Here is a 19,313-nt window from a genome sequence, read left to right as displayed (position 1 = left end):
TATTACAGTCTTTGGCACATTCTTTTCATTATACTAAACATCAAAACCAGTAGCTATGAAGAAAGTTGTTTTAGCAATAATGATATTTGGAGGCACGATAGGTGGAATGGTTTACGGTATGAATGTGTCTGAAGCCGTTGTGGTATCTTTTCAGGAGAAAACCTACAGCAAGATAGATGTGAAAGAAGTGCCGGTAGCCATACTGCAGGAGATTACTGAAAAGTATCCCGGTTTTTCGGTAACACAGGCGTTTGTTTCTACAGATAAGGAGTACAAACTTATGCTTGCCGATGGCAAGTCTGCCGTTACGGTTTATTACAACGCAAACGCTGAGTTTGTTAAAGAACAGAAATAAAGATTTTAGATATAGTAAGGTGATTTGAAGAATTTTATTCTTCGGCGATAGGGAGCACAAGGTGCTCCCTTTTGTTTTTTATTAACATCTCAGCTGCTTGTTTTGCCTTACATTTGTAAATAATATCCTTAATACGTTTCATGAGCGCGAAGATACTTGTAGTAGATGATGATACCGCATTTTGTGTAATGCTTAAAACCTTTCTGCAAAAAAAAGGTTTTGAGGTTGTAAACGCGTTTACGGGCGCGGCAGCAAAGCAAGCGCTTGATGAGGGCAGGTTTGATGTAGTGCTTACAGATATTCGCCTGCCGGATTCAGATGGTATGCAGATATTACGCTTTATTCGTGAAAAAGGACTTGATGCCGCTGTGATTTTAATGACCGGTTACACAGATATTAAAGCCGCGGTAAATGCCATGAAACTGGGTGCCTTTGACTATGTTGGCAAACCCATAAATCCGGACGAAATTCTACACCTGATAAATAAGGCTACTGCTAAAACTGCTGAGCAACCCCTTAAATCAGCTGTTAAGCAAGATACAGTAAGCCCTGCTTTGCCTTTAGACAATGCAGGCTTTGTTACCGGCGGAAGCCCCGTTTCGGTACAGTTACAGCAGCATATTGGTTTGGTGGCGCCTACTGGTATGTCTGTGCTAATAATAGGAGATAGCGGTACCGGTAAAGAACATATAGCGCGCTCCATACACGATAAGAGTAAACGTGCCAATAAGCCTTATATCCCGGTAGATTGCGGCGCGATTCCCAAAGAGCTTGCTTCAAGTGAATTCTTTGGGCATTTAAAAGGATCTTTTACCGGGGCGGTAAACGATAAAACAGGCCATTTTGTAGCGGCTAACGGCGGTACTTTATTTTTAGACGAAGTGGGTAACCTTTCTTATGAAGTACAGGTGCAGTTGTTGCGTGCTTTACAGGAAAGAAAGATAAAACCCGTGGGCAGTAACCATGAGGTAGAGGTGGATATACGAGTAGTAGCAGCTACAAATGAAGATTTATACGAAGCAGTGAAACGTGGGGATTTTAGGGAAGACCTTTACCACCGGTTAAATGAGTTTTGTATCAGGGTGCCAAAGCTATCCGAAAGGAAAGATGATATTATGCGTTTTGCTAATCATTTCCTTGCGTTGGCAAATGCAGAGCTTGAAAAAAATATACGTGGTTTTTCTGCCGAAGTGGAGGATTTGTTTATGACGTACAGTTGGCCCGGCAACCTTCGGGAAATGAAGAATATAATTAAGCGGTCGGTGCTGTTGGAGCAGTCGGGTAGCATTTCTCTAACCGTGCTTCCTGTGGAAATGCGCAATGAAAAAGAAAGCGGACAGCCGGAAATCATATACAACAAGTTTACTGAGGAAGACGCTATTAAAAAAGCATTGGAACAAACCAACTACAATAAGAGTAAAGCTGCTAAATTACTGGATATAGACAGGAAAACGCTCTATAATAAGCTTAAGCTATATAATATAGACTTATAGGTTACACAGCCACTTCTTTGTGCAGTGCGTTGCACAAAGTGCTTAAACGCTGTTCTATATCTGTACAGTATTTTATCATTTCTGAAGTTTCCACTAGTATGTTCTTTTCTTCAAGAGGGCTTAGTAACTCAGCAATACTTTGTACTTCCATTTGCAGCAGCATAGGAATCATTTTATGTGCAATTAACCCCAGCCTTTCCAAATCATTTTCGCGTGCAGCGGCCATTAGCTCTGTGCAGTTGTCTGCAGTACTTTCTATAAATGTATCTATTATGAGTTTTAAAGAGGCAGGGTCATTTTGCGTAAATGGTGCCAGGCTGCGTAGGTCGTACAGTTTAGGTGCTATTGTGGTTGCATTTACTTCAGGTGATGTGGCTTTTGCTTCTTGACCTCCTATAGCTTTTATAAGCTGATATACATTTACAGGTTTATTAAGCCTTGCGGTAAATCCTCTACTGGTAAAGGCGTTATCATCCAGGTCGCGCCTGCCCGATAGTGCAATTACAGGTAGCTTGTTTACAGCAGCATCACTATTTTGGCGTATTTCCTCCACAAGCCCGAAACCATCTAAAACCGGCATTTGCAGGTCAGTTATAATACAGTCAAAACGCTGTTCATTTATAAGTTTCAGTGCTGTAAGGCTATTTGCTTCTGTAACAACATGGGTGCCGGCGCGTTCCAGTAGCTCTTTCATAAGCCTGAGCTGGGTGGTGTCATCATCTACCACCAGGATTTTCTGCCCCGCAATGTTTATCTGGCTATCCCCGGTATCTATCTCATCTTCAGGAATAAGCTCACAAGGAACCCACGGCAGTGTTATGGTAAATATGGTGCCATTGCCTTCCTCGCTTTCAAGCGTTATGGTGCCGTTTAAAAGTTCTACAATACGCTTGCTTATGGTAAGGCCGAGCCCAGTACCACCAAATTTTTTCTCAATACCATCATGCGCCTGCGTAAATTCTTTAAACACAGCAGCGTGTTTGTCTTTTGCAATGCCTATACCGGTATCTATTACAGAGAGTACAACGTGCTCATCGGTTCGTTTTGCGGTTACCTGTACAGAGCCGTCGTTCGTAAATTTAATAGCATTACTTATAAGATTTGTAAGTACCTGCTTTATCCTGTACGGATCGGTTACACAGCCTTCATCCAGGTTTTCGTCTATATCCCACCATAGCTCTATACCTTTCTGCTCGGCTAAGGGCAGCAGGCTGCTACAGGTGCTCTCTATGGTGTTTTTAATTGCGGTAGGTACTTCCTCTATAGAAATGCGGTTGTTTTCTAATTTAGCGAAGTCTAAGAGGTCGTTTACCAGCTTTACAATATACCCGGCTGATTCCTTAATGTTATTCAGGTATTCTTTCTGCTGAGGATTTACACCTGAGTTTCTAAGCAACTCCTGAAATCCCAATATACTGCCCAGCGGTGTTTGAAGGTCGTGCGTTACAGTAGCCATGAGCATTCCCTTGGTGCGCAGCAGTTCCTCGTTTTCGGCATTAAGCAGCTCCAGTTCTTTACGGTAGCGCTGGTTTATGCCCAGGTCGCGTATGATTACCCACGCCAATATAATCAATAACAAAAATGTACCTGCACCTACCCATGCCAGCTTATTTACTGTTTTGTTTAGCGCATTTGTAGTTTCGTATATATCCTGATAGGTTTTTTTTACAAACTCTTTTTCTATAGCGGTAAGGATAACCCTTATTTCATCCGAAATAATACGGTTTTCCTGTAGCATTTTTTGCTCTTTTTTGTAAAGCTCCGAGTTTTTGTTAAGGTTTTTTTGCCGTAATGACGAAAGCATACGCTCGTACGCTATGGTAATGGTGTCTTCGCTCACCAGTTTACTTAAAGAGTCGTATTGCGTAGGGGCAAGGAGGTCTTGCGCCAGTTTTTCCCAGTTGTCTTTTTTGTTGCTCTTAACTGGCTTTGTATTGCGCCACACCGAGTCTTTTGCCGTTTTTAGGCCGGCAAGCGAATTGGTGTAATATTCGTCATCCGGGTGCTCCTGGCGAAAGTTGTAAATTTCGGTTATACTGTTGCGCTTTCGCGATATAAGTTGCTTTACGCGGTTAAGCTTTTTTTTAAGCGGTACGTCGGCTGTAGTTTTTAGCTTCTGGATTTCATTTAAAATACTGTCGGTAAGCGTGTAGTATTTTTCCAGTTCTTTTTTTTCTGCCGTAAGTATGGCATTTCGTCCTATGGCTTCGCTGGAATACAGTGCTGCAATGGTGTTACTAACCTGTATTATCTTGGCGTTTTCGTCAGAAAGGCGTGTGTTAGCGGTAATGTGCCTGATTTCGTTATAAACAAACCAAACAGAAATAACGGCTACCGCCGAAAGCAGCAGGTAGCCTGTTATTACTTTATATTTTATAGATTTTGGCTTTTGTACCATACCCAGATAAAGGTACTAAAAATTTAAAACGTTTAATTATAGTAAAACGAAATAAGCTTTATAAAAGTATGGCAGCGCCGCATGAAAGTAGTTTTTTAGCTGCGAACAATAACCCTTAAAAAGTTAACCTCTTCTTTAAGATGTTGTATTTCAGAGCGAAGGCTTTCCACTAAAATGTCATAAACCTCTTTATTGGTTTGGTTAATACTCATTTCTGCGGTTTGTGCACTGGTTTCTGCAATACCGTTAAACAGATACATAAGGTTAACATCAAGTATGCGGGCTATTTTAAGCAGTTTTACCACGTTAAGCCTTCTGTCATCTTTTTCAAGGCGTCCGTAGTTACTTTGTGTAACATCCAGTTGTGTAGCCATAGCTTCCTGAGTGATGCCTTTTTCTTCCCTAAGTTTTTTAATTCTTTGCCCGATTACGTTCATGGTCTTTAATTTTTGTTGGATTACACTTGTACGTTAGTACGTAAAAAACAGTTAAACGGTTTTCCTTGCAGCCCATAATTTTTCAATTATTTCCCCAGAGCTTTTTCTTGAGCAATTTTTGCTCCCGAAACGCAAGATTAACAGCTATTTTCCTGTTTTGTTGTAGTAAAGATAAAAATAGGGTATTTATGTACTGAATATTTCGTTATTTTTTCGATGTACTACGTACTTTAACCGCTAAAAGGCAAACATAATCTGAATATTTAATTAATATCTATTTTTGAGTATCCGTAAGTTGCTGTGCGGTATAGGATTATGTGTACTAAAAAATATTTTTGTAAATAAAATCTTCTTTAAAAATAAAATGGGCGGTAATAATACCGCCCATTTTATTTAAATTTTGCTTAGTCTTTCAGGATGTCTCTCGATATAACTATTTTTTGTATTTCAGATGTTCCTTCGTAAATCTGCGTGATTTTGGCATCGCGCATAAGGCGCTCTACGTGATATTCTTTTACGTAACCGTTGCCGCCGTGAATTTGCACGGCTTCAATTGTGGTGTCCATTGCAGTTTGACTGGCAAATAGTTTTGCCATGGCACCACTAAGGTCGTAATTATGCCCATTATCTTTATCCCAAGCAGCCTTTAAACAAAGATGGCGCGATGCCTCTATGTTTACGGCCATATCGGCAAGTTTAAAGGCTATGGCCTGGTGTTCGCAAATTGGCTTGCCAAATGCTTTGCGCTCTTTACTGTATTTAAGAGCAAGCTCATACGCTCCTGATGCTATACCCAGTGCCTGGGACGCAATGCCTATGCGTCCGCCTGCAAGTGTTTTCATGGCAAACTTAAACCCGAAGCCATCTTCTCCAATCCTGTTTTCCTTAGGTACCTTTACATCGGTAAACATTAAGGAGTGTGTATCGCTACCGCGAATACCCAGTTTTTGTTCTTTAGCGCCTATCTCAAAGCCCGGCATACCTTTTTCTACAATCAGCGCATTAATTCCTTTATGTTTTAGTTCTGTATGCGTTTGCGCTATTACAAGGTATACATCTGCAGTGCCACCATTTGTAATCCAGTTTTTGGTACCGTTTAGCAGGTAGTGGTCGCCTTTGTCTATAGCGGTTGTTTTTTGAGAAGTAGCATCGCTGCCGGCTTCTGGTTCGCTAAGGCAAAATGCACCAATGATTTCGCCGGTAGCAAGGCGGGTAAGGTATTTTTGTTTCTGTTCTTCTGTACCAAAGGTTTGAAGCCCCCAGCATACAAGGGAGTTGTTTACAGACATAACTACAGAGGCAGAAGCATCTATTTTACTGATTTCTTCCATGGCCAGTACATACGATATAGTGTCCAGGCCGCTTCCTCCATATTTAGGGTCTACCATCATTCCCATAAAGCCCAGTTCGCCCATTTTTTTAATCTGCTCGTACGGAAACTGCTGCTTTTCGTCGCGTTCTATAACGCCCGGAAGTAATTCCTGCTGTGCAAAATCACGCGCAGCTTGCTGTATCATTAAATGTTCTTCAGTAAGTTGAAAGTCCATAATTATTAAAATGCTTTTTTGTTTGATTACCTCCAAATGTAGTCATTTAATGGTAATCTTTCAAAAAAAAGGAGTAATTTTAGCCCATGACTAAGAAAAACTACAACGTTTTAGGAGTTATGTCGGGTACATCGCTGGATGGCGCCGATATAGCCCGCTTTGAACTTGCCGAAAATAATGGGGTATGGGATTATGAAATCTATGAAGCCGATACCATACCCTATACTAAAGAGTGGGTAGAGCGCTTTAAAAACGCCGTAGATTTTTCTGAAACCCAACTGCAACAGTTAAACGAAGAGTACACCGCCCTGCTGGGTAAAATGATTAGCGATTTTATAGCGAGTCATTCTATTTCCGGCTTAGATGCGATTTGTTCTCATGGTCATACGGTGCTGCACCAACCACATAACGGCATTACACTACAAGTAGGTAACCTGCCCGAACTGGCAACGCTTATAAACGTGCCGGTGGTGTGTAACTTTAGGGTTCAGGATGTGGCGTTAGGAGGCCAGGGTGCGCCCTTAGTACCTATAGGTGACCGATTGCTGTTTTCGGATTATGAGTACTGCCTTAACCTGGGTGGTTTTAGTAATATTTCTTTTGAAGAAGGCGGTAATAGGATTGCATTTGATATATGTGCTGTAAATACAGTGCTTAACCACTATGCAAACCGGCTGGGTTATCCCTACGACGCGGGCGGCAGTATAGCGCGTGGCGGCAGGATTAACCCCGTGCTACTGGACAGGCTCGATGCGCTGCCGTACTACGCGCTGCCTTATCCTAAATCGTTAGGCTTCGAGTATGTAAAGAGCACAATACTTCCGTTAATGGAGGAATATAATATACAAACCGAGGATAAGCTGCGCACGTTTACGAGGCATATAGCGCGCCAGGTAGCATTTGTGTTGCATAAGCGGAAATCGGCTAACGTAAAGATGCTTGTAACCGGTGGTGGGGCTTACAATACTTATCTTATAGAAAGTATGCGTAACCTTTTGCCAGAAGTGGAAATTGTTATCCCGGATGATAAAACCATACAATATAAGGAGGCACTTATATTTGCGCTACTTGGTGTACTGCGCTTACGTAATGAAGTTAATGTGCTAAGTAGTGTAACAGGTGCTGACCGCGACCATTCGTCTGGTTATATTTATACCTTATAATATACCAAGCTTTTTAACGGCCTCGGCAAGAGCCTCGTCGTTGTCTTCGTCGCCTGCTTTTAATATAAGGCTCTTAACATGGGCTATACGGCGTTCTATAACCGGTAACGAAAGCGGTACATAGTTAGGTATTTTGCTGGCCGGTATACCTTCGGTCATGCGCATTAAAATTTGCCTGTCGTAGTTGTCCAGGTTAAAATTGTTTAATGTGCGGTCTTTTAAAGATTTCTGTATTTTATTGCTGTAATAGGTTTGTCCGCCAAATATAATATGGAAGGCTTTTACAAACTCCTCAATGTCTATATCGCTTTTGCATAAAATGGCCTGCGGGTTCGTGGCTTCCATAAGGCGCTCTATTAAAGATGCCTCGCTATGCATGGTAAGGAAAATGATAACGCATTCAGGATACAGGCGGCGTATAAGCATACCAAGGTCTAACCCTGAAAATATCTTTTCTTCCGGGTAGGGCGGCAGGCTAAGATCCAGATACGCCACATCTGGCTTAGTGGCAGGATTTGTTATTATTTTATACGCTTCCTGACAGTTTAATGCTTTAGAAAATTCTAAATTGTAACCCGGTACTTCTTCCTCAGAGAGTACGTTTACATAACCGTTAACGGTCATCGGGTGATCATCTACAATTAATATTCTCAATTTTGTATTCATTTTATGGGGCACTGTTCTCAATTTATAAAATAAAAAAAACAGTAGTGTAAAATTACTAAAAATTAATTGTTTATTTTGCTATTAAATTTAGTTAAATTCACTTTACCGTAATTTGTGCAATATTCATTCGTAGTTATAGATGATAATATTTCTTCATTAAATGAAGTTTTGCACCGTTTTGAAGACTTTCCCGAGTACTACTGTACCGGTACGGCCAGCGAAAAGGAAGAGGCCCTGAACCTTATACTGGAGGTAAGCCCGGAGCTGGTATTTCTTACTATACGTAAAAAGAGCAAATCAGGCATATCGCTGGCTCTTGTTTCAGAGCTTTACCGTTATTTAAATAACGTGCCCTACATCGTTTTATTGTCAGACACCACTGATTACGCATATGAGGCGATTAAAACAGGGGTTTTTGATTATCTACTTCTTCCGTTTTCGTCTATTGAGCTACGTAAAACACTTTTAAAATTCCAAAAAGAAATTCCGCTAAGCGGCGCGGTGGTAAATGTGGTAAAACAAAATCCGCACGAAAACCAGTTTGCCGGCCAGGCAGCAGAAATCAAACCTAAAGAAAATTCGGGGTCAGATGTAGATATACAAATATGTATTAAGTCTTACGGGGATTACCAGTTTATAGCACTTAAAGATGTTGTGTACCTGCGCGCAGACAATAACACTACAGATTTTCATCTATTAAACGGCAAGGTGCTTTCGGCGTATAAGACCCTAAAGCACTATGAAAACAATCTGCCGCCGTTTTTTTATCGTATACATAATAGTTTTGTTGTTAATAGTAACCATGTTTCGCGTATCAATACCGGCAAGTCGCTTTGCTACTTAAACAATAACGAGGTTTCTATACCATTTAGTAAAAGTTTTAAGGAAAATATTGATACAATCATAAAAAAAATAGCTCCTGAATTCATATAAAATTTATTTCATAGCTATTTACCCTGTAAATCGGGTCAGTTACTCGTAAATGAGGTACATCTACTATAACCCCAGTAAAACATGGTGTTCGGGAAGTTTTAGTGTCTAAATTTGCTTCAGAATCACAAGGGAAAACAGTTGGTTCTACAGAATGCAAAACTAAAAATTAAATAATACTAAAAATTACGACCATGAAAAAATTTGTACTTCTTTTCGCTCTTGTTGCTAGTCTTTCTACAACTCTTGTATCTTGTTCAGCTGACGACAGCGACATCCAAAGCACTAACAACGCACAAGGTGAAAACCTAACAATAGGTATCCTGCCTCCACCAAGGGCTAACGGTTAATTAGGATATTTATAATATAATTTATTATTTTTGAGGGCGATGGTACTAATACCATCGCCCTCAAAAATTTTGAACAGGTTTGTATTTTTAGTTGCAGCACTGCTGATGCTGGTTTCGTGTAAACACGATGAGGGTGCAGAAAAGCTTCCTGATGTAGAAAAATGGCTACAAATAACCAGAAGCCAGTCACTAGGCAAAGAAGATGTTGAAAAATATGTAGATTCTGTTGATGCCAGGCTTTCAGAATTGCCTAACGATTCTATAACCCGCTACTATTACCGTAAAGCATCGGCGGCTTACTTTAATGCCGGGATTTATGATAAATCGCTAAAAATTAGCCGTAAAGTTTTTGATATGGCCCGGTATGAGGGCGATACCATAAGCATGGGGAAAGCAGCCTACCTGCAGGGGCTTGTGTATTATAATCTGGGTATAAAAGATACCGCTTTACAATATTACCAAAAGGCAGAACGCTACTACAAGGCTATAAATTTTTCTGACCTTAGCACCGTTATTTTATATAAGTCGTATGTTTTTCATGACGTAGGGGAGTACGTACTGTGCGAATCTGAAGCTACCCTAGCTTTAAAACTATTCAAAGAACAGAAAAAAAACTACGAAATTTACCAGTGTCAGGTTGTTATTGCGTCGGCCTTAAATGAACAGGAAAATACAGATGAGGCAATTGCTTACTATCGACAAGCGTTGGATCAAATAGAGAATATGTCTGCTGCAGAAAACAGCGAAGATCAAAAAGAAGGTTTTAGGGTAATATGCTACCATAATATAGGGTCTGTTTACGAGAAAGACAAGCAGTATACTCAAGCTATACAGCAATATGAGAAGGCATTGGCCTCGCCCGAAGCTACTAAAGGTACATTGCTTAATGCGAGGATAATAGGGAGTATTGCTAAAGCAAAGTTTTTAAAAGGTGACTATGCTCCCGTTGAGCCACTTTTAAACCAAGCATTAGCTACCAGCGACAGCCTTAACGACAAAGAAGGGTTAATGTTGGAAAATATGTGTTTGGGTGATTTGTATATGCACAGAAAAGATACACTTTCAGCGATTAAGTTTTATAAGCGGGGTTATAAGGAGGCAAACGACATTAATAGCAATAAACATAAATTGGAGATTTTAGCAAGCTTAAGTGCTGCGGATGTTAAAAATAGCCCTAAATACACTAAAGAGTATGTAGCCCTTGACGATGAGATGCAGCGTACAGCTTTAAAAAACCGCAATAAATATGCCCGCATAGAGTATGAAACCGACCAGCTTAAAGGCGAAAAAGAAGCGCTGATACGCAAAAATAGTTTTATCATTGGGGTTTCATTGATTGTATTGTTGTTCGTGGCGGCAATTTTTATAATCTATTACCTTAATTCCCGAAACAAAGAACTGGTTATGCTTCAGGAGCAGCAAAAAGCGAATGAGGAAATTTACCAGCTGATGTTTGAACAGCAGGAGCGGGTAGAGGCAGCCAAGACTGACGAAAAGAACCGTATAGCTATGGAATTGCATGACGGTATATTAAATAGCATTTATGCCGTGCGCCTTAATCTGGAGTTTTCTAACCGAAAAAATACTGAGGAAGCCATAGAAAAGCGTAAAGGTTATATTAAAGAGCTACAGTTTTTGGAAACCGAAATACGGGCAGTATCTCATGACCTTAGCCGTAGTGCTAAATTGGTGCAGGGTAAAGATTTTGCCCACATGCTGGAGTTTTTGGTTACTACCCAAAAAAACAATTTTGGTACACATTTCGAACTTTTATTAGACAAAGCTATAGACTGGGAAAATATGCCTAACACGGTTAAAGTTAATATCTACCGTATTATTCAGGAGGCGCTGCAAAACATTAATAAGTATGCCGAGGCGGATCAGGCTTACGTGGACGTGCATAAAGACGGCAGGCAGATTGTAATAAACATACACGACAACGGTGTAGGGTTTGATACTACAAAAGCATCCGGAGGTATAGGTATGAAAAACCTTAAGCAACGTTCGGCTGCCCTTAATGCCCAACTTAAGATAGAATCTTCGCCTGAAAATGGTACAAATATTAATGTTCAGTTTTCAATATAACCATTAATAAAGTGAGAATATCTCAAAAAATCTTTGTTATATTTGTCCCTCGCAAAACAAAACACAGCTAAATGAAAGAACTGTTACAAAAATTTGAAAATAAGCAACCGGAGATAGTTTTTAACTGGAAAGACAGCGAAACAGAAGCCGAAGGGTGGACGGTAATCAACTCTCTTAGGGGAGGAGCAGCCGGCGGCGGAACCCGCATGAGGAAAGGCCTAGATATGAATGAGGTGCTTTCGCTTGCTAAAACTATGGAGGTGAAATTTACCGTATCGGGCCCGGCAATAGGTGGTGCTAAATCGGGTATAAATTTTGACCCGAATGATCCGCGTAAGCAGGGAGTTCTTAAGCGTTGGTACAAAGCCGTTTCGCCATTGCTTAAAAGCTACTACGGCACGGGTGGCGACCTTAACGTAGATGAAATTCATGAAGTAATACCGTTTACGGAAGAGTGTGGTGTATGGCATCCGCAGGAAGGTGTATTTACCGGTCATTTTAAGCCCACAGAGGCCGATAAAATAAACCGCATAGGACAGCTGCGCCAGGGTGTTGTTAAAGTAATAGAAAACCCTGCATTTTCGCCAGATGTAAACAGGAAATATACCGTTGCCGATATGATTACAGGCTACGGCGTGGCAGAGGCAGTGCATCATTTTTATAATATCTACGGCGGCGACATAAAAGGTAAGAGGGCTATAGTTCAGGGCTTTGGTAACGTAGGTTCTGCAGCGGCATTTTATCTTGCTAAAATGGGTGCTAAAATTGTAGGTATTATAGACAGGGAAGGCGGCCTGATTAATGAAAATGGTTTCTCTTTTGAGGAGATAAAACAGCTGTTTCTAAACAAAGACGGTAATAAGCTGGTAGCTGAAAATATGGTTCCGTTTGCCGAACTTAATGAAAAGGTGTGGAGCGTAGGCGCAGAGATATTTGCCCCTTGTGCTGCGTCAAGACTGGTTACAGGAGAGCAGGTAGATGCCATGGTTAATGCAGGCCTTGAGGTAATATCATGCGGTGCGAATGTTCCGTTTGCAGATAAAGAAATTTTCTTTGGCCCTATTATGGAAGCTACAGATAAGAAAGTGAGCCTTATTCCTGACTTTATTTCTAACTGTGGTATGGCACGTGTTTTTGCTTACTTTATGGAAACAAAAGTATCTATGACAGATGAAGCTGTATTTAAAGATGCAAGCGATATTATTAAAAACGCCATAGAAGCCGTATACGCTAAAAACAGCAACAAAACAGGTGTTAGCTTTACAGCGTTTGAAATTGCGCTTAGGCAGCTTGTATAACATATAAATTACATAACTTAGATGGGGCTTTTACAGAGCCCCATTTTTTTATTTTAAATGAATTATAAAGAAACTACAGAGTGGATGTTTGGCCAGCTGCCCATGTATCAAATGCAGGGTGCTTCGGCTTATAAGGCAGATTTGTCTAATACGTTACTACTGGCAAAACATTTAGGAAATCCTGAAACCAGGCTGAAATGTATACATATAGCCGGAACTAATGGCAAAGGAAGCACATCGAGCATGCTGGCAAGTATTTTACAGGAGGCTGGCTATAAAACCGGACTTTATACATCGCCTCACCTAAAAGATTTCAGGGAGCGTATTAAAATAAACGGTGAAGAAATCAGCGAGGATTTTGTGGTGTCTTTCATTGCGCAGAATAAGGCTTTTTTTGAGGCACAGTCACTAAGTTTTTTTGAAATGACAGTAGGGCTGGCATTCGATTATTTTGTAAAAGAAGATGTAGACATTGCTGTTATAGAAACCGGAATGGGAGGAAGGCTGGACAGTACCAATATTATTACACCGCTGGTTTCGGTAATAACTAATATCGGTATGGACCACACCCAGTTTTTGGGCGATACCCCTGCGAAAATAGCCGTAGAGAAAGCAGGTATTATAAAAAACACGGTGCCTGTAGTAATAGGGGAGTATACCGATGAAACTAAGCCTGTTTTTATTAGAAAAGCCTCGGAGGAAAAAGCAGCGATTTACTTTGCATCGGAAAAAACTTGGCCGGAGTACGATCGGGAGCTTAAGGGAGATTACCAAAAAAAGAATGTTGCCACCGTACTTCAAACCGTTGAGGTGTTACAGCAGTCGCTTTCGATTAACGAGGAACATATAAAGGCGGGATTGGTTAACGTAGTAAAGAATACCGGACTGCGCGGACGCTGGGAACAGCTGCATAACGCGCCTGTTGTAATTACAGATACAGCGCATAACAGCCACGGCCTAAAACCTGTATTGCAACAGCTGCAGTCATTGCCATATACTAAGTTGCGTTTTGTGTTGGGCGTGGTAAATGATAAGAAACTCGATGAAATTTTGTCATTGTTTCCGCAAGATGCGGTATATTATTTTTGTCGCCCTGGTGTGCCGAGGGGGCTTGATGCGGAAGTTTTAGCGCAGGAAGCAAAAAAATATAAAATTTTCGGAAAAATTTTTCTGAATGTAACAGATGCGTACTCTGCTGCACTTCAGGATGCTGCGCTTACTGATGTGGTGTATGTGGGTGGTAGTACCTTTGTGGTAGCAGAAATTTTATAGCAAAACGCTTGCAGATATTAAAAACTGTGCTATCTTTGCACTCGCAATACGGAACTAATCACAGCAACGTAAAGCGATAGATTGGGGCGATTAGCTCAGCTGGTTCAGAGCACCTCGTTTACACCGAGGGGGTCGGGGGTTCGAACCCCTCATCGCCCACCACTACAAGGCTTTATTTTCGGATAAAGTTAGTTAAATCACAGAAAACCTGCACTTTACGAAGTTGCAGGTTTTTTTATTTTACCCTCCTGCACGATCAAAATTTACAAAAATGCCCAAAATTTGTGGCACTTTTTGTGGCACCAAAGAAATTTTTGAAAATGTGCCACAAAACATGATGTAACACTTTGATTGTCAACCGGTAAACCTGCTTAACGACTTGATTTACAGACGCTATAATTCTAATTTTATTAATTTTTAAAATGTTGAATTATGTTAGCAACAAGTTTTGGGTTAACCTTCTTCCTGAAGACCCCGCGAAAAGAGACAAACGACCGGTTAATCTACTTAAGGATTACCGTTGACGGAGTGCCAAAAGAAACTTCCACCCGCCGCCGGTGGGATGCCACCCGATGGGATCAGTCCAAAGAACGTGCGACCGGTAACAAAGAAGATGCACGAACGGTGAATTTCTTTCTGGAAACCCTTGAGATGAAAATCCAGCAGTACCGCACCGATTTAATGTATGCCGGTAAGCCGGTGACCAGTGAGAAGCTGATGGACTATGTGATGGGCAAAGCAGCATCGCAGAGTAAGATTGTACAGGAATTCCAGAAGCATAATGACGAATTATTGGTCTTGGTTGAAAGGGGCGAATACGCTATTGGTACGCATGTACGCTTTGAGGTAGCCAAAAAACACCTTAAGGAATACCTCCGCTTTAAGTACAACGTAGAGGATATGGATTTCCGTGAACTCAACTTTGAGTTTGTAAAGGATTATGAGTTTTATTTGAAGACGGTAAAGAACATCAGCCACAATACTGCTGTAAAGTACATTACCAACTTCAAGAAGATTGTACTGCTTGCCATAGACAAGGAAATTATCACAGCTGACCCCTTTAAACGTTTTAAGGCCAAGAAAATCAAGGTTCCTAAAAAGCCGCTGAGCAGTTATGAACTTGCCCGGCTGGAAAATCACACCTTTTCTACCCCACGCCTTTCTACTGTACGGGATATATTCGTATTCCAGTGTTATACCGGGCTGGCCTACATTGATGCTTTTAACCTGAAAAAATCCGATATTAAGTTTGGGATTGATGGTGAAATGTGGATTATTACCGAACGGCAGAAAACGGGAAGCAATATTAATATCCCGCTATTACCGAAAGCAAAAGCGATTATGGAACGCTACAGAGACCACAAATTATGTTTGGCGCGCAATTCTGTGCTACCTGTAACCTCCAACCAAAAGATGAATGCTTACCTGAAGGAAATAGCTGATCTGTGTGGCATCGAAAGTACCTTGAATACCCACAAGGCCAGGCGTACCTTTGGAAGTACCGTAACACTTAATAATGACGTGCCTATTCATGTGGTGAAAGAACTGTTGGGACACCAGTCGGTAAAGCAGACCGAAGAATATGCCATTACCGAGCAGCAGTCGGTTGGAAGGGAAATGAAACAGTTGCAAATAAGGCTGAGTAGTAAAGAGACCAAACCTGAGCCACCGTCTCCGGATATCATATCCAAAATGCAACAGGAAATACAGGAACTCAAAAAACTGCTTGCACTGTCTCATGGAAACACTCACCTTAAAAAAGTTTAAATCATGGAAAGTAATTTTATAGAAATCGTTCAAATAATAAAACAATCACGCACGAATGCGACTAAAGCTGTAAATGCTGAATTAATAAACTTATACTGGAATGTGGGTATGTACATCAGTAATAAATTAAAACTTTCTGATTGGGGAGATAAAACTGTTGCTGACTTATCAGAGTATCTCCAACGTAATAACCCAGAGCTTAAAGGTTTTAATAGTAGAGGACTGTATCGGATGATACAGTTCTATGAATCTTATCCAGAGAATCATAAGTTAATAATAGACTCGGAAAGATCCTTTGAGCCTAAAAATCAAAGCTCTACAATTGTGTCATCACTGATGACACAATTTAAAACAATCGATATAAAGAGTAGTACGATTGCAAAAATCAGTTGGACACATCACATGACTATTTTCTCACGATGTAAATTAAATGAAGAGCGCGAGTTCTATATTAAGCTATGTATTCGAGAGAACTATAGTGTCAGAGAACTTGACCGTCAGATCAATTCCAGTTTATTTGAACGGGCGATGACAAGTGAAAATCCTAAATCAATTATACCGAAAAATTCTAAAACAGATATCCAACAGGTTTTTAAAGACAGCTACATTTTTGATTTTCTTAATCTGCCTGAGCAGCATAGTGAAGGTGATTTACAAGAGGGGCTTATAAACCGGATGAAGGATTTTATTCTTGAGCTTGGCCGGGACTTTATCTTTATCGGTAACGAATATAAGTTAATGGTCGGCGATAGTGATTTTTACATTGACTTATTGTTTTATCATCGTGGTTTGCAATGCTTGGTTGCCTTTGAGTTAAAAGCGGGTAAATTCAAACCGGAACATATTGGGCAACTCAATTTCTATCTTGAAGCACTTGACAGGGATGTAAAAAAGGAACATGAGAATCCTAGTATTGGTATTTTGCTTTGTAAAGACAAGAATAATCAGGTAGTGGAATACGCCTTAAGCAGGAGCCTTTCTCCGACAATGGTTGCTGAATATCGCACGCAACTTCCTGACAAGGAACTGCTGCAACAAAAGTTCAACGATATTTTTGAAGATGAAGAAGAACTAAACAGTAATCAAGATTAAAACCAAAAACGTTACCATATTGGTAACGTTTTTTTTATATTTGTTTTTCAAAATCAGACATAATGTTACGATTAATCCGAACCGAACAACAGCATGAAGATACCCTTGCCCGTATCTATGAATTGATGCAACTAGATTTACAACCGGATAGCGAAGAATCTGATGAACTGGAAATCCTTTCCATGCTGGTTAAAAAATATGAGGACGAGTATTACCCCATTCCTGAACCTACACCATTAGAAGCAATAAAATACAGGATGGAGCAATTAAATATTTCTGATGCAGAACTTTCAGAAATATTAGGTGCGCGTTCACGCAAATCTGAAATCCTATCCGGTAAGAGAAAGCTTAGCCTTTCGATGATACGTGCTTTAAAAGAACGACTGAATATATCTGCGGATATATTGATAAAAATTTAGTCAAAATAACTCTTACAATCAAAGTTTAATAATTTATTATATATTTGATAAGATAATAAAATTCAACCAATTGTTTCAATGAGTAACAATCCTCAATCACCTAAAAACCCAAAAAATGAATGGTTTAAGTTAGGTAAAAAAAGTCGAAATTTTCTTTACTTTTATCTGGCTTTATTACTGATAATTTCAACTGCATTATCTTGCCTGCTCATCTACTATAAACTTGAACTAATAACGTTATGTAATATAGAAAAGGTCTCTATATTAGGTTGCATAATATTTGCATTGTTGGGCAGTAGTATTTTTTACATCAGAAAATTATATAAGGCTTGTATAAACTTAGATATTGTGGAACCTTCTTCCAACGAAGATCATATTAGGCAGATTGGAGTAATATCCTATTATACTTTAAGGCCTATATTTTCAATAGGTTTAGGTGTTTTACTTTTTCTCTCGTTCAAAATAGGTGTTTCAGCCATGGTTAAATCACCTGAACTTAATGATGGTTTCGTCTATTCATGTATGTTTTTTTCTTTTTTCATGGGATACTCATCTGGAGATGTTATTGATAAATTAGAAAAGGTCGGGAAGAGTATTGTTAAAAAAAGTTTCGATTCAACAGATGAATAATAATATGATAGAGCGAAAAAAATCAATTGTTGAGTTAGAAGAAAAAGCTAAACAGTTGAGACATCTAAAGGATAAGCATGGGAAAAGACGGCCAGTACTCATTGAGTTCTGCGGCACCCCAAAATCTGGAAAAACAACTTCAATATCTGCATTAAATATATTTTTGAAGAGGAATGGTTTTAATACCGAAGTAATACAAGAAATGGCAGTATTTTGCCCAATAACTAATAAGACACACCCACATTTTAATACTTGGACACTTTTCTCTTCGCTAACTGAACTAATTAAACACTATTCAAATAACGATGTAGATTTCATTATAGTAGATAGATCAATATTTGACGCATTATGTTGGTTCGATTGGCTAAATAATTCAAGTGAAGATTCTCCTTATCTTGATGATAAAACTTTTAAGTCATATGAAAATCTCTTAATTGGAAGTAAACTATTGTCAAGTTTATTCAGTTTGACTCTAGTTTTTAAAGCTAGTCCAGAAGTATGTATGAAAAGAGAATTTTCATTTCTTCTGACGGACAAAGCAGGATCAATTATGAATGAACATGTTTTGTCTTCTTTTAATAAATCTATAGATAACTGCCTTAGGAAATATAAGAGTAAATTTAATAGTATAGAGTTATTTGATACTAGCAATCAAGACAAGTCTGAAGAAGTTAGACCCGAAGAAGTTAATAGAACGGTCACTGAAAAGACATTAGATTCCTTATTGAACCTAATTAAAGAAGATATTGGTTATCTGCCTAGAACATTGTCTGATAGATTATCAGAAGGAGTAAATAATTTTGATGTATTAAAAAATGAGATGTTGAAATTTGGAGAAAGAGAGGAAATTGAGAATACTGATAATATACAGCCCATTCCTATTGCGGTAATAACAAATGAAGAAAAAACAAAAGTCTTAATTGTTAGAAAATCTGAAAAAAAAGCTGAAAAAGGCTCTCCTGAAAGAAACAGATACTTACTGTACATGGGTGGTCATATAAGACAGGAAGATAGACATGAAGATACTGACAGCCTATTAGATGTATTTAGGAATACGTTAAATAGAGAAATTTTTGAAGAAATTGGCGAGTCGATTTATCCTAAGGAAACAGAACCCTTTTTAATTTATGACAGTAATAATTTGAAAAGTAAAAAACACTTAGCGATTTGTTTTACTATAAAACTAAAAGATTTTGATTATAAAAATTTTAAAATAGTTTCTGAAGAATTGGTAAAAAAATCCGGAACCTCAAAAAGCGGACATACATTAGATATTGAAGAAATTACAGAAAAATATGCTAATAATTTTGAATCATGGAGTTTAGTAATTTTAAAACACATTTTCGGAAAATCGCCTAGTGCTACCCAAATGGATCTGTTCAAGAATTAGTACCCGGTAACAAAAAAAATC

17 protein-coding genes and 1 tRNA gene are annotated in these 19,313 nt (G+C 39.3%); 14 read left to right on the top strand and 4 right to left on the bottom strand.

The features are described 5' to 3' along the window. The first annotated feature begins 55 nt into the window (after nt 1–55). Both ACLI08_RS11400 and ACLI08_RS11395 read left to right on the top strand, forming a co-directional pair. A complete protein-coding gene (locus ACLI08_RS11400; RefSeq protein ID WP_411428615.1) occupies nt 56–355 on the top strand; it encodes a hypothetical protein in 300 nt (99 codons plus the stop codon). Between the two features lie 140 nt (nt 356–495). After that, nucleotides 496–1,848, top strand: a complete 1,353-nt coding sequence (locus ACLI08_RS11395) for a sigma-54-dependent transcriptional regulator (protein WP_411428614.1) — start codon at nt 496–498, stop codon at nt 1,846–1,848. Nucleotide 1,849: 1 nt separating this feature from the next. Here the strand turns inward: ACLI08_RS11395 and ACLI08_RS11390 are convergent, their stop codons facing one another. From ACLI08_RS11390 to ACLI08_RS11380, 3 genes are all read right to left on the bottom strand, one after another. Beyond that, nucleotides 1,850–4,246 carry an ATP-binding protein gene (locus tag ACLI08_RS11390; protein WP_411428613.1) on the bottom strand — a complete coding sequence of 799 codons (2,397 nt, stop codon included), beginning with the start codon at nt 4,244–4,246 and terminating at the stop codon, nt 1,850–1,852. A gap of 95 nt (nt 4,247–4,341) precedes the next feature. Then, nucleotides 4,342–4,683 carry a helix-turn-helix domain-containing protein gene (locus ACLI08_RS11385; protein ID WP_411428612.1) on the bottom strand — a complete coding sequence of 114 codons (342 nt, stop codon included), beginning with the start codon at nt 4,681–4,683 and terminating at the stop codon, nt 4,342–4,344. Nucleotides 4,684–5,087: 404 nt separating this feature from the next. After that, nucleotides 5,088–6,230 carry an acyl-CoA dehydrogenase gene (locus ACLI08_RS11380; RefSeq protein ID WP_411428611.1) on the bottom strand — a complete coding sequence of 381 codons (1,143 nt, stop codon included), beginning with the start codon at nt 6,228–6,230 and terminating at the stop codon, nt 5,088–5,090. Nucleotides 6,231–6,316: 86 nt separating this feature from the next. Here ACLI08_RS11380 and ACLI08_RS11375 point away from each other — a divergent pair, with 86 nt between their 5' ends. Then, nucleotides 6,317–7,393 carry an anhydro-N-acetylmuramic acid kinase gene (locus ACLI08_RS11375; protein WP_411428610.1) on the top strand — a complete coding sequence of 359 codons (1,077 nt, stop codon included), beginning with the start codon at nt 6,317–6,319 and terminating at the stop codon, nt 7,391–7,393. On the opposite strand, the gene ACLI08_RS11370 is transcribed toward ACLI08_RS11375, so the two are convergent. After that, nucleotides 7,388–8,047, bottom strand: a complete 660-nt coding sequence (locus ACLI08_RS11370) for a response regulator transcription factor (RefSeq protein WP_411428609.1) — start codon at nt 8,045–8,047, stop codon at nt 7,388–7,390. The genes ACLI08_RS11375 and ACLI08_RS11370 overlap by 6 nt on opposite strands. A gap of 126 nt (nt 8,048–8,173) precedes the next feature. Between ACLI08_RS11370 and ACLI08_RS11365 the strand changes: the two genes are divergently transcribed. The 11 genes from ACLI08_RS11365 to ACLI08_RS11315 all read left to right on the top strand — a co-directional run bounded on the left by ACLI08_RS11365 (nt 8,174) and on the right by ACLI08_RS11315 (nt 19,292). Next, nucleotides 8,174–8,992 carry a LytR/AlgR family response regulator transcription factor gene (locus tag ACLI08_RS11365; RefSeq protein WP_411428608.1) on the top strand — a complete coding sequence of 273 codons (819 nt, stop codon included), beginning with the start codon at nt 8,174–8,176 and terminating at the stop codon, nt 8,990–8,992. 191 nt (nt 8,993–9,183) lie between these two features. Then, on the top strand, nt 9,184–9,339 hold the full coding sequence (locus ACLI08_RS11360) for a hypothetical protein (protein ID WP_411428607.1): 156 nt from the start codon (nt 9,184–9,186) through the stop codon (nt 9,337–9,339). A 69-nt stretch (nt 9,340–9,408) separates the two neighbouring features. Continuing rightward, complete coding sequence (locus ACLI08_RS11355) at nt 9,409–11,424, top strand: ATP-binding protein (protein WP_411428606.1); 2,016 nt, start codon at nt 9,409–9,411, stop codon at nt 11,422–11,424. A 71-nt stretch (nt 11,425–11,495) separates the two neighbouring features. Beyond that, complete coding sequence (locus ACLI08_RS11350) at nt 11,496–12,722, top strand: Glu/Leu/Phe/Val dehydrogenase dimerization domain-containing protein (RefSeq protein WP_411428605.1); 1,227 nt, start codon at nt 11,496–11,498, stop codon at nt 12,720–12,722. A gap of 57 nt (nt 12,723–12,779) precedes the next feature. Further along, nucleotides 12,780–13,994, top strand: a complete 1,215-nt coding sequence (locus tag ACLI08_RS11345; RefSeq protein ID WP_411428604.1) for a bifunctional folylpolyglutamate synthase/dihydrofolate synthase — start codon at nt 12,780–12,782, stop codon at nt 13,992–13,994. A gap of 84 nt (nt 13,995–14,078) precedes the next feature. Further along, nucleotides 14,079–14,156, top strand: a tRNA-Val gene (locus ACLI08_RS11340). 270 nt (nt 14,157–14,426) lie between these two features. Continuing rightward, nucleotides 14,427–15,761 (top strand): site-specific integrase, encoded by a 1,335-nt coding sequence (locus tag ACLI08_RS11335; protein WP_411428603.1) that lies wholly within the window; start codon nt 14,427–14,429, stop codon nt 15,759–15,761. 3 nt (nt 15,762–15,764) lie between these two features. Then, on the top strand, nt 15,765–16,853 hold the full coding sequence (locus ACLI08_RS11330) for a PDDEXK nuclease domain-containing protein (RefSeq protein WP_411428602.1): 1,089 nt from the start codon (nt 15,765–15,767) through the stop codon (nt 16,851–16,853). A 62-nt stretch (nt 16,854–16,915) separates the two neighbouring features. After that, complete coding sequence (locus tag ACLI08_RS11325) at nt 16,916–17,272, top strand: helix-turn-helix domain-containing protein (protein ID WP_411428601.1); 357 nt, start codon at nt 16,916–16,918, stop codon at nt 17,270–17,272. 78 nt (nt 17,273–17,350) lie between these two features. Beyond that, nucleotides 17,351–17,902, top strand: coding sequence for a hypothetical protein (locus ACLI08_RS11320; protein ID WP_411428600.1), 552 nt, complete (start codon nt 17,351–17,353; stop codon nt 17,900–17,902). Then, nucleotides 17,895–19,292, top strand: a complete 1,398-nt coding sequence (locus ACLI08_RS11315; RefSeq protein ID WP_411428599.1) for a hypothetical protein — start codon at nt 17,895–17,897, stop codon at nt 19,290–19,292. Before ACLI08_RS11320 ends, ACLI08_RS11315 begins: the two co-directional genes overlap by 8 nt. The last annotated feature ends 21 nt before the right edge of the window (nt 19,293–19,313 follow it).

Origin of the sequence: Flavobacterium sp. RNTU_13, from assembly GCF_046614455.1 — a bacterium.
Lineage (GTDB): Bacteria > Bacteroidota > Bacteroidia > Flavobacteriales > Flavobacteriaceae > Flavobacterium.
Note: the sequence above shows the minus strand (reverse complement) of the source record. Positions and strands in the feature narration are given on the sequence as shown.

Excerpts from the sequence above, each read along its gene's own strand:
- ACLI08_RS11400 (WP_411428615.1), top strand. The coding sequence starts at position 56 with ATGAAGAAAGTTGTTTTAGCAATAATGATATTTGGAGGCACGATAGGT.
- ACLI08_RS11395 (WP_411428614.1), top strand. The coding sequence starts at position 496 with ATGAGCGCGAAGATACTTGTAGTAGATGATGATACCGCATTTTGTGTA.
- ACLI08_RS11390 (WP_411428613.1), bottom strand. The coding sequence starts at position 4,246 with ATGGTACAAAAGCCAAAATCTATAAAATATAAAGTAATAACAGGCTAC.
- ACLI08_RS11385 (WP_411428612.1), bottom strand. The coding sequence starts at position 4,683 with ATGAACGTAATCGGGCAAAGAATTAAAAAACTTAGGGAAGAAAAAGGC.
- ACLI08_RS11380 (WP_411428611.1), bottom strand. The coding sequence starts at position 6,230 with ATGGACTTTCAACTTACTGAAGAACATTTAATGATACAGCAAGCTGCG.
- ACLI08_RS11375 (WP_411428610.1), top strand. The coding sequence starts at position 6,317 with ATGACTAAGAAAAACTACAACGTTTTAGGAGTTATGTCGGGTACATCG.
- ACLI08_RS11360 (WP_411428607.1), top strand. The coding sequence starts at position 9,184 with ATGAAAAAATTTGTACTTCTTTTCGCTCTTGTTGCTAGTCTTTCTACA.
- ACLI08_RS11350 (WP_411428605.1), top strand. The coding sequence starts at position 11,496 with ATGAAAGAACTGTTACAAAAATTTGAAAATAAGCAACCGGAGATAGTT.
- ACLI08_RS11345 (WP_411428604.1), top strand. The coding sequence starts at position 12,780 with ATGAATTATAAAGAAACTACAGAGTGGATGTTTGGCCAGCTGCCCATG.
- ACLI08_RS11335 (WP_411428603.1), top strand. The coding sequence starts at position 14,427 with ATGTTAGCAACAAGTTTTGGGTTAACCTTCTTCCTGAAGACCCCGCGA.
- ACLI08_RS11330 (WP_411428602.1), top strand. The coding sequence starts at position 15,765 with ATGGAAAGTAATTTTATAGAAATCGTTCAAATAATAAAACAATCACGC.
- ACLI08_RS11325 (WP_411428601.1), top strand. The coding sequence starts at position 16,916 with ATGTTACGATTAATCCGAACCGAACAACAGCATGAAGATACCCTTGCC.
- ACLI08_RS11320 (WP_411428600.1), top strand. The coding sequence starts at position 17,351 with ATGAGTAACAATCCTCAATCACCTAAAAACCCAAAAAATGAATGGTTT.
- ACLI08_RS11315 (WP_411428599.1), top strand. The coding sequence starts at position 17,895 with ATGAATAATAATATGATAGAGCGAAAAAAATCAATTGTTGAGTTAGAA.